At 70.5% G+C, this 6,490-nt stretch carries 5 protein-coding genes; 4 read left to right on the forward strand and 1 reads right to left on the reverse strand.

All coding sequences use genetic code 11. The annotated features are described in order from the left end of the window. Nucleotides 1-13: 13 nt before the first annotated feature. Nucleotides 14-841: an NAD(P)H-dependent oxidoreductase gene (locus tag MD221_RS11920; protein WP_242111984.1), complete on the reverse strand. Its 828-nt coding sequence runs from the start codon at nt 839-841 to the stop codon at nt 14-16. Nucleotides 842-931: 90 nt separating this feature from the next. Between MD221_RS11920 and MD221_RS11925 the strand changes: the two genes are divergently transcribed. The 4 genes from MD221_RS11925 (at nt 932) to MD221_RS11940 (ending at nt 6,466) form a co-directional block, all read left to right on the forward strand. Beyond that, nucleotides 932-1,864 carry a LysR family transcriptional regulator gene (locus MD221_RS11925; protein WP_242111985.1) on the forward strand — a complete coding sequence of 311 codons (933 nt, stop codon included), beginning with the start codon at nt 932-934 and terminating at the stop codon, nt 1,862-1,864. 187 nt (nt 1,865-2,051) lie between these two features. Beyond that, nucleotides 2,052-3,671: a M4 family metallopeptidase gene (locus MD221_RS11930; RefSeq protein WP_242111986.1), complete on the forward strand. Its 1,620-nt coding sequence runs from the start codon at nt 2,052-2,054 to the stop codon at nt 3,669-3,671. A gap of 230 nt (nt 3,672-3,901) precedes the next feature. Next, on the forward strand, nt 3,902-4,282 hold the full coding sequence (locus MD221_RS11935; RefSeq protein WP_242111987.1) for a DUF2946 family protein: 381 nt from the start codon (nt 3,902-3,904) through the stop codon (nt 4,280-4,282). Between the two features lie 66 nt (nt 4,283-4,348). Continuing rightward, the gene (locus MD221_RS11940) at nt 4,349-6,466 is read left to right on the forward strand and encodes a TonB-dependent copper receptor (protein WP_425602262.1); all 2,118 of its coding nucleotides are present in this window, start codon (nt 4,349-4,351) and stop codon (nt 6,464-6,466) included. Nucleotides 6,467-6,490 lie beyond the last annotated feature (24 nt).

Below are 6,490 nucleotides of genomic sequence, written 5' to 3' on the forward strand. Positions count from 1 at the left end.
CGCTGCGACCGTTTCAGCCGCCTTGCCGCCGTCGGTCATCGCGTCCGCTTGGGGATGCCGCGTGATCGACGTGCAGGCCGAAGCCGCGCGTACCCGGCGTCTCCAGCCCCGCGCGCAGCTGCATGCTCGGGATCAGGTAGTCGCCGCCGTTCTGGCGCCGGTAGGCGATCGGCGGCGCGGTCGCCAGCGTGCGCATCCGCTCGCGCAGCGCTTCGGCCAGCGCCGCGAAGCCGGTGTCGTCGAGGCGGTGCACCCGGTAGGCCACGAACGGCGGCAGCACGTCGTAGCCCGGGTAATGCAGGATGCCGTGGTTGATCGGAAACAGCAGGTCCTCGATCGGCCCGTTGATCCCGCGGGCGCCGTAGTGCGCCTCCCAGCCGCCGGCGGTCACCAGCAGCATCGCGCGCTTGCCGGCGAACACGCCCTCGCCGTAGCGGTCGCCCCAGCGCATGTCGCTGTGCTCGCCCACGCCGTAGGCGAAACCGTAGGCGTAGACGCGGTCGACCCAGCCCTTGAGGATCGCCGGCATGGTGAACCACCACAGCGGGAACTGCAGGATCAGCACGTCGGCCCAGCGCAGCTTCTCCTGCTCGGCGCGCACGTCATCCGTGAGCGCGTCGGCGGCGAAGGCCTGCGCGGACGCCTCGCTCGGGGCCAGGCGCGCCTCCGCCGCCAGCAGGGGGAAGTCGCCCCGGTCGACCTGCGCTTTCCACCCCGCGGCATAGAGATCCGACACCCGCACCGCGTGGCCGAGGGCCTCCAGCTCGCGCACGGCGACCTCGCGCAGTGCGCCGGCCAGCGAGCGCGGTTCGGGATGGGCGAAAACGAGCAGGACATTCATGGCGGCGATCCGGGAAGTGGGAGGACGGCACTCTAGACAGGCGCGCATCCATCCGATAGATAGCCGGAATGCATAATATTCTGCCGAAAAATGAATAAATCGGACGTCACCCTCGAACGCATGCGCAGCTTCGTCCGCGTCGCCGAGCGCGGCAGCCTGTCGGCGGTGGCGCGCGAACTCGGCATCGGCCAGTCGACGGTGACGCGGCAACTGCGCGAGCTGGAGGCGGCCGTCGGCACGCCTCTGCTCAGCCGCACCACCCGGCGCGTCGCCCTGACCGACGAGGGCAGGCGCTACTACGCGCAATGCGTGCTGATCCTGCGCTTGGTGGAGCAGGCCGGCGACGAGGCGCGCGATACCCGCGGCGCGCCGGCCGGCACGATCCGCGTCTCGTGCACGGCGGCGTTCGGCGTGCTGCATCTGGGCCGCCTGCTCTTCGCCTTTCAGGACCGCTATCCGCAGATCGGCATCGACCTCAGCCTCACCGACGAGCGCATCGACCTGGTGCGCGAGGGCGTGGACGTCGCCATCCGCCTGGGGCCGCTCGCCGACAGCGCGATGAAGCTGCGCGCGCTCGGCCAATCGCGGCGCGTGCTGGTCGCCGCGCCCGGCTATCTGGCCGAGCGCGGCATGCCGGCCACGCCGGAACAGCTCCACGGCCACGAAGGCATCCGCATGTCGAACGTGGCCGGGAGCGACGTGCTGTCCTTGCGCGGGCCCGACGGCAGGCAGCATGCCGTCTCCTTCGGCGGCCGCTTCCGCGTCGACCACGGGCTTGCCGTGCGCGAAGCGTTGATCGCCGGGCGCGGCATCGCGCAGGCGCATCGCTGGCTGGTCGACGATCTGCTCGCCGACGGCCGGGTCGAACCGATCCTGCCCGCGTATTCGATGCAGGGCGTGCCGTTGAGCCTGTTGCTGGTGCCCGAGCGCGCGGGCATCGCGCGGGTGCGGCTGCTGGTGGATTTTCTCGCCGCCGAGATCGCCGCGCTTCCCGGCATCCAATCGCCGGCGCGGGAGTGCTAGCGCTCCCATCCGTGCGTCGCGGACGCAGGCGTTGCTGCGATCGCAGCAACGTTCCCGATGAAGAAAATCTTCGCCGCGAGTGGGGGGAGAGGACCGGTTTCACGTTTGGGGATTGACGGTACGGAACCGCGGCACACCGATTCCGTGACCGCACATCGATTCCTTCACGAGAGAACGGAACCCAGCCATGCGCAAACCCATGCATCTGCTCGCACTCGCCATCGCCGCCGCGCTGCCGCTCGCCGCGACCGCCGCTTCGCCCGCCGCTTCGCCCGCGGCGGTCCATGCCAAGGGACTGGCCAGGAACGCCGCCAACGCGGCCGCGCTGCGCCTGGCCAGCCAGGATGATCTGGTGGCCAAGGACGTCATCGACGATCCCGACGGCACCCAGCACGTGCGCTTCGAGCGGACCTATCGCGGCCTGCCGGTGTTCGGCGGCGATTTCGTCATGCATACCAAGGCCGGCAAGATGAAGTCGGTCAGCCATGCGGCGTTGAAGACGACCGCGCGCCCGGGCATTGCGCCCAAGATCGACAAGGACGAGGCGATCACGCGCGCGGGCGCCGCCTTCAAGGGCGAGATCGCATCGCTTCCCGAGGCGAGCCTGGTGATCTATGCCCGCGGCCAGCAGCCGCGCCTGGCCTACCGCGTGCACCTGGAGGGCGTGCGCAGCGACAGCCAGGATCCGGGCGTGGTCAACTACTACATCGATGCGATCAACGGCAAAGTGCTGCTGGAGGACGACCAGTTCCATTCGGCCGGCGCCACCGGGACCGGCAAGACCCTCACCCTCGGCAACGTCTCGATCACCACCGATTCGGTGAGCGGCGGCTACCAGATGATCGACCCGCTGCGCGGCAGCGGCACCACGCTCGATGCCAAGAACGCCACGCGCACCAACCGCGCCACGGTCTTTACCGACAGCGACAACGTCTGGGGCAACAACGCCACCAGCGACCGCGCCTCGGCCGCCGCCGACGCCCACTACGGGGTCGCCGCCACCTGGGACTATTACAAGAGCGTGCATGGCCGCAACGGCATCTTCGACGACGGCAAGGGCGTGAAGAGCTACGTGCACTGGGGCAAGAACTACTTCAATGCCGGCTGGACCGGTTCGTACATGGTCTACGGGGACGGCGACGGCAGCACCACCTACCGGCCGCTGGTCGCGCTCGATGTCGCCGGCCACGAGATGACCCACGGCGTCACCCAGGCCACCGCCGGGCTCGGCTACTACAACATCAAGGACACCGGCGGATTGAATGAGGCCACCTCCGACATCTTCGGCACGCTGGTCGAGTACAGCATCGGCAACGCCAGCGACCCGGGCGACTACCTGATCGGCGAAGAGATCTTCACCAGCAATTCCGGCGACCTGAAGGCGCTGCGCTCGATGTTCAAGCCGAGTGATGCCACTATGCTCAACGACGGCTACGACTGCTATCCCAGCGGCGGATTCGACGTGGCCTACACCTACAAGGGCGGCAAGTACGATCCGCACTTCACCTCGGGGGTGGCCAACCACTTCTTCTACCTGCTGGCCGAGGGCGCGGTGGTGCCGACGAACTTCAGCAGCAAGTACACGGCCAGCGACCTGGTGTGCAACGGCGACACGAGCCTGGCCGGCATCGGCCGCGAGAAGGCCGGGAAGATCTGGTACAAGGCCCTGACCAGCTATTTCACGTCCACCACCGACTACCCCGCCGCCCGCACCGCCACGCTCAATGCGGCGAAGGATCTGTACGGCACCGGATCGGCCGAATACAACGCGGTGGCGAAGGCCTGGTCGGCCGTCAGCGTCAACTGATCGACGTCTCTGCGCACGCACACTCTCTCTTGCGTGCATCCGGCCCGTCCCCAACGGGCCGGACTTTTATCCGATAGGGGGGCGCGGCGGACGGGCACGCCCTCCGACGCGCCGCCCGCAGGCAAGCCGCGGCAGCGGGCGCGACAAAATGTCCCGCGCCATGCCCCGCATGGCCGCGCCTTGGCGATTAAACTGTCCGGGTGTTGCGATCACGCGCCCTCCATGCCCCGATGCTGCGCCTGGCCTTGCTGGCCATGCTGCTGCTGGCGTTGCTGCCGACGGCCGGGCGCCTGCTGCAGCCGATGACCGCCCGCGTGCCGACCACGCTGGCGGCGATCTGCACCACCGCCGGATTGAAGTACGTCGACCTGGCCCTGTTCGGGGCCAGCAGGACCGCGCAGGGCGAGCCGGACCGGTCCTCGCACGGGCACGACGGCTTCGACTGCGATTACTGCCCCCTGCTCGCCACGCTGACGGTGGCGGTGCTGTGGCTGGCGCTGCTCTCGCCGCGCCTGCCCGCCCGCGCGATCCCGCCAGGCCGGCACGCAGCGCCGGCGCAACGCTTCCTGCCTTACGGCCTCGGCTCCCGGGGACCGCCGCTCGTTCTCTGAAACACAAGCCAGCTGACGACCCCGCGCGACGCTCGCCGCCGCGCGTCTTGTGATTTTGGAGATGCCATGTCGATGTCCCTTTCCGCGGCGACGCGTTCGCCGCCGGCGGCGCCTGCCGCCCGTCCCGCCGTGCCCGTCGCCGCGCTCGCCGCCGCGCTCGCGCTCGCCCTGCCCCCGCGCGCCGCGGCGCACGAGGACGCCCCCGAAACGCGCCTGCTCGACACCGTGGTGGTCACCGCCGCCGCGCCGAGCGCGTCGCTGGTGTTCGAAACCGATCCGCGCCTGCCGCGCCAGCCCGTGCCCGCCAGCGACGGCGCCGACTACCTGAAGACCATTCCCGGCTTCACCGCCGTGCGCAACGGCGGCAGCAACGGCGATCCGGTGCTGCGCGGCATGTTCGGCTCGCGGTTGAACCTGCTCAGCAACGACGGCGCCATGCCCGGCGCCTGCCCGGCGCGCATGGACAACCCGATGTCCTACGTGGCGCCGGAGACCTACGACCGCCTGGTGGTGATCAAGGGCCCGCAGACCGTGCAATGGGGACCGGGCGCGTCGGCCGGTACGGTGCGCTTCGTGCGCGAGCCGGAAACCTTCGACGCCCCCGGGTTGCGCGTGCGCGGCAGCCTGCTGGCCGGCGCCAACGGCCGCAACGACCAGACCCTGGACGCCACCGCCGGGGCGCCGCGCGGCTACGTGCGCGTGGGCACCAACCGTTCGCAGGCCGACGACTACCGCGACGGCGCCGGCGACCTGGTGCCCTCGCTGTGGAAGAAGTGGAGCGCGGACGCCAGCTTCGGCTGGACGCCGGACCGCGACACGCTGCTGGAGGCCACCGTCGGCGCCGGCGACGGGCAGGCGCGCTACGCCGGCCGCGGCATGGACGGCGTGCAGTTCCGGCGCAGCAGCTACGCCCTGCGCTTCGAGAAGACGCGCATCGGCGGCGCGCTCGACGCGCTGCAGGCCAACGCCTACGTCAACGACGCCGACCACGTGATGGACAACTACAGTCTGCGCGATCCCAACCCGATGGGACCGATGCCGATGGCGATGGTCTCCAACGTCGACCGGCGGACCAGCGGCGGGCGCGCGGCCGCCACCTGGAAGGTTGGCGCCTGGGAAATCGTCACCGGTCTGGATGCGCAGCGCAGCCGCCATCGCGAACGCAATGCCATGCACGGCGAGAACTACCGCGCGATGGCATGGCAGAAGGACGCCGACTTCTCCAACCTCGGCGCATTCGCGGAGGCGACCTGGCGCCTGGCCGCGCGCGAGCGCCTGGTCGCGGGCGCGCGCGTGGACCGCGCCCGCGTGCGCGATGCGCGCCCCGTCGCCGGCATGATGGGCATGCCCAATCCCACCGCCGGGCAGCGCCGCCGGGACATGCTGCGCAGCGGCTTCCTGCGCTTCGAGCGGACGCTGGCCGGGGACGCCGCGACCGGGCCCGCGCTCACCTGGTACGCCGGCCTCGGCCATGCCGAGCGCATGCCCGACTACTGGGAACTGTTCTCGCCCAACCTGGGGCCACCGGGCGCCGCCAATGCCTTCGCCGGCGTGCAGCCGGAGCGAACCACGCAGATCGATCTCGGCCTGCAATACCGCGGCGCGCGCGCCTCGGCCTGGATCTCCGCCTACGCCGGCCGCATCCAGGACTACATCCTGTTCACCTACCGCGAAGGCGGCATGATGGGGATGACGAGCAGAGTCGCCAACGTCGATGCGGCCATTCGCGGCGGCGAGGCGGGCGTCGCGTTCCGCCCGGCGCCGGACTGGAAGCTCGAAGGCACGCTCGCCTACGCCTGGGGCGAGCAGCGCGCGACCGGCGCGCCGCTGCCGCAGATGCCGCCGCTGGATGCGCGCCTGTCGCTGGCCTACGACGATCGCACCTGGTCCTTCGGCGCCCTGCTGCGCGGGGTCGCCGCGCAGCATCGGGTGTCGGTGGAACAGGGCAATGTCGTCGGCCGCGATCTCGGACGCAGCGCGGGCTTCGCCACCGTCGCGGTGAACGCCGGCTATCGCTTCGACGAGCGCCTGGTGCTCACCGCCGGCATCGACAATCTGTTCGACCGCGACTACAGCGAGCACCTGAACCTGTCCGGCAGCGCCGACTTCGGCTATCCCGCCGATCCGGTGCGCATCCACGAGCCGGGACGCACCGGCTGGATGAAGCTGACGTACGCCTACTGATCCATCGCCGCGGGGGGGGGGGGG

It is taken from the genome of Luteimonas aquatica (assembly GCF_022662575.1).
In the GTDB taxonomy this organism is placed as follows: Bacteria; Pseudomonadota; Gammaproteobacteria; order Xanthomonadales; family Xanthomonadaceae; genus Luteimonas; species Luteimonas aquatica.

What these genes read in the sequence shown, in the direction of transcription:
- MD221_RS11920 (WP_242111984.1), bottom strand. Translation starts at nt 841, where the DNA reads ATGAATGTCCTGCTCGTTTTCGCCCATCCCGAACCGCGCTCGCTGGCC.
- MD221_RS11925 (WP_242111985.1), top strand. Translation starts at nt 932, where the DNA reads ATGAATAAATCGGACGTCACCCTCGAACGCATGCGCAGCTTCGTCCGC.
- MD221_RS11930 (WP_242111986.1), top strand. Translation starts at nt 2,052, where the DNA reads ATGCGCAAACCCATGCATCTGCTCGCACTCGCCATCGCCGCCGCGCTG.
- MD221_RS11935 (WP_242111987.1), top strand. Translation starts at nt 3,902, where the DNA reads ATGCTGCGCCTGGCCTTGCTGGCCATGCTGCTGCTGGCGTTGCTGCCG.
- MD221_RS11940 (WP_425602262.1), top strand. Translation starts at nt 4,349, where the DNA reads ATGTCGATGTCCCTTTCCGCGGCGACGCGTTCGCCGCCGGCGGCGCCT.